The following is a 3,116-nucleotide window of genomic DNA, read 5'->3' on the forward strand; positions in this document are numbered from 1 at the left end:
AGGACGCGGGGCTGGTGCGGGCGGGCGCGCGGGCGGAGTTCACGCTGTGGGACCGGCTGGGCGGCGCGGCGCGGGCGCTGGTGTTCGGGGAGGACGGGAGCGTCAGAGCCTGAAGCGGACGGGTTCGGTCTCCTCGGGCACGACGGGCTCCTCGGGCTCGGGGACCTTCTCGCCGGTGAGGCCGCGCGCGACGTAGGCGGTGCCGAGGAAGCCGCCGCGACGGTCGGTGGGCGGCTTGATGAACGCGGCGATGACGAAGCACAGGAGCGGGAAGAGGACGACGATTAGGATGAGGACCACGGGAACCTCCCTGGAGTGGGGCGTACGTCCAGGGTAGGGAGTGCGGCGGTGAGGATGGTCGCCGTGCGCCCTCGGGGTGGGCGTGTGTCAGGGCGGGAAGGGTCTCCTCCATGACGGTTGCGAGGGGGCGCTCACCCAGGTATCTCACTGTTCTCATAGTCTGATTTTCGATTATGAGAGCAGGAGGTCGTCGTGCGAAAGACGAAGTTCGCCTTCGGCGCGTACATCGGACGCTTCGAACCGCCCCACCGGGCGCACCTCGCCGTCATGCTCGAAGCGCTGGAGCGCGTCCACAAGATCATCGTGGTCATCGGCTCGGCCCGCAGCGCGCGCAGCGTCAAGAACCCCTGGACCGCCGAGGAACGCCAGACCCTCATCGCCGACATGCTCGCGGAGGCGGGCGTCCCCCGCTCGCGCGTGCTGTTCGCCTTCGTCCGCGACTACTTCTACAACGAGGCCCTGTGGCTCTCCGAGGTGCAGCGCGGCGTCGCCGAGCACACGCGCGGCAGCACCGACGTCGCCCTCGTCGGACACATCAAGGACGACAGCAGCTACTACCTGCGCTCCTTCCCCGCCTGGGAGTACCTGCCCACCCGCGTCGAGTCGCCCCTCAACGCCACCGACATCCGCCGCCTGTACTTCGGCGGCGAGGAGGTCAGCGCCGAGGAGCACGTCCCGCCCAGCGTGCGCGCCTTCCTCATGGACTTCCGCCGCACGAGGGACTTCGAGGACCTGCGCGCCGAGTTCGAGTACCTGCGCGAGTACCGCGCGCAGTGGGCGTCCGCGCCCTTCCCGCCCGTGTTCGTCACGACGGACGCCGTCGTCATCCGCAGCGGGCACGTGCTGCTCGTGCGGCGCGGCGGGCAGCCCGGACGCGGACGGCTCGCGATGCCCGGCGGCTTCCTCGCGCCCAAGGCGACCCTGCTCGACTCCTGCGTCCGCAAGCTCCGCGAGGAGACCGGCCTGCCGGGCGCCCTCGACCTGGAGCGCGCCCTGCGCGGCAGCGACGTCTTCGACTACCCCGACCGCAGCCAGCGCGGACGCACCGTCACGCACGCCTTCCACTTCGACCTCGGGCTCGGCCAGCTTCCCACCCTCCGGTCCGGCGGCGACGCGGGCGACGCCGAGTGGATCGCCCTCTCCGACGCGCTCGCGCGGCCCGAGATGTTCTTCGAGGACCACCACGCCATCGTGGAACGCTTCCTGATGAAGCGGTAGCGGGCGGCCATCGGCCGTCGGCCGTCAGTCCTCAGGAACAGGCGGCGCGTGCTCGAGCCCGACCACCGAGACGGAATCCCGGAATCCCACCACCTCGCCCCGACGGCCGTTCGCTGACCGCCGACCGCCTCTCCGAAGGAGCCCCCATGACCACCCTCGACGCCCGCCCGCTTCCGCGCCTCGACGAGAACAACGTCATCCTCGACACGGACAGCTACAAGGCCAGCCACTTCCTGCAGTACCCGCAGGGCACGACGCGGCTGTTCTCGTACCTCGAGTCGCGCGGCGGACGCTTCCCCGCCACGCGCTTCCTGGGCCTGCAGTACGTGCTCGACCGTTACCTCACCACGCGCGTCACGCCGGAGATGGTGGAGGAGGCCCGCGCGCTCTTCGAGGCGCACGGCGAGCCCTTCCCCTACGAGGGCTGGATGCACGTCGCGCGCGACCTCGGCGGGCGCCTGCCGCTGGAAGTCCGCGCCGTTCCCGAGGGCACCGTCGTGCCGAACCTCAACGCCCTCATGACCGTCACGAACACCGACCCCGCCGTGCCGTGGCTGGTGGGCTGGTTCGAGACGCAGCTGATGCGCGTCTGGTACCCCACCACGGTCGCCACGCAGAGCTACTTCATCCGCGAGATCCTGCGCGAGGCGCTCGAAAAGACCTCGGACCGCGCGGCGGACGAACTGCCCTTCAAGCTGCACGACTTCGGCGCGCGCGGCGTCAGCAGCCGCGAGAGCGCCGGGCTCGGCGGGCTCGCGCACCTCACGAACTTCCTCGGCTCGGACACGGTGGAGGCCCTGCGCGTGGCGCGCAACCACTACGGCGCGGACGTCGCGGGCTACAGCATTCCCGCCGCGGAACACAGCACCGTCACGTCGTGGGGGCAGGCGCACGAGGTGGACGCGTACCGCAACATGGTCCGCACCTTCGGCAAACCCGGAGCCGTGTACGCCGTCGTGAGCGACAGCTACGACCTCAAGCGGGCCATCAACGAGCACTGGGGCGACGCGCTGCGGGACGAGGTGATCGCGAGCGGCGCGACGCTGGTGGTGCGCCCGGACAGCGGCGATCCCGCCGCGATGGTCCGCATGGCCGTCCGCGCGCTCGCGCACCGCTTCGGCACGACCCGCAACGCGAAGGGCTACGAGGTGCTCAACCACGTCCGCGTCATCCAGGGCGACGGCGTGGACGAGGACAGCATCCGCGAGATCCTCGCGGTCGTCACGACCGACGGCTTCAGCGCGGAGAACGTGGCCTTCGGGATGGGCGGCGCGCTGCTGCAGAAGGTGGACCGCGACACGCAGAAGTTCGCGTACAAGACCAGCGCGGCCCTCGTGGACGGCGAGTACCGCCCCGTGTACAAGGACCCCGTCACGGACCCCGGCAAGCGCAGCAAGGACGGCGTCCTCGACCTCGTCCGCGACGGCGAGCGCTACCGCACGCTCGCGTACCGCGAGTTCGACCCCGCGTACGAGGGCAGCGCCATGCGCACCGTGTACCGCGACGGGGAACTGCTCGTGCGCGACACCCTCGCGGACATCCGGGCGCGCGCGTAGGTCAGGCGGCGGGCGGCGCGGCCTCCTGGGCGGGGGGCCGCG

The 3,116-nt window shown here is 71.1% G+C and carries 3 protein-coding genes; 2 read left to right on the top strand and 1 reads right to left on the bottom strand.

Features of this window, described 5'->3' with window-relative positions:
• Positions 1-102: 102 nt before the first annotated feature.
• Positions 103-300, bottom strand: coding sequence for a hypothetical protein (locus tag DEIPI_RS39775; RefSeq protein WP_027482010.1), 198 nt, complete (start codon positions 298-300; stop codon positions 103-105).
• Between the two features lie 192 nt (positions 301-492).
• Here DEIPI_RS39775 and DEIPI_RS0112760 point away from each other — a divergent pair, with 192 nt between their 5' ends.
• Both DEIPI_RS0112760 and DEIPI_RS0112765 read left to right on the top strand, forming a co-directional pair.
• Positions 493-1,518 carry a bifunctional nicotinamide-nucleotide adenylyltransferase/Nudix hydroxylase gene (locus DEIPI_RS0112760; RefSeq protein ID WP_027482011.1) on the top strand — a complete coding sequence of 342 codons (1,026 nt, stop codon included), beginning with the start codon at positions 493-495 and terminating at the stop codon, positions 1,516-1,518.
• 146 nt (positions 1,519-1,664) lie between these two features.
• Positions 1,665-3,074 carry a nicotinate phosphoribosyltransferase gene (locus DEIPI_RS0112765; RefSeq protein ID WP_027482012.1) on the top strand — a complete coding sequence of 470 codons (1,410 nt, stop codon included), beginning with the start codon at positions 1,665-1,667 and terminating at the stop codon, positions 3,072-3,074.
• The last annotated feature ends 42 nt before the right edge of the window (positions 3,075-3,116 follow it).

The organism is Deinococcus pimensis DSM 21231 (genome assembly GCF_000519345.1).
Lineage (GTDB): Bacteria > Deinococcota > Deinococci > Deinococcales > Deinococcaceae > Deinococcus_A > Deinococcus_A pimensis.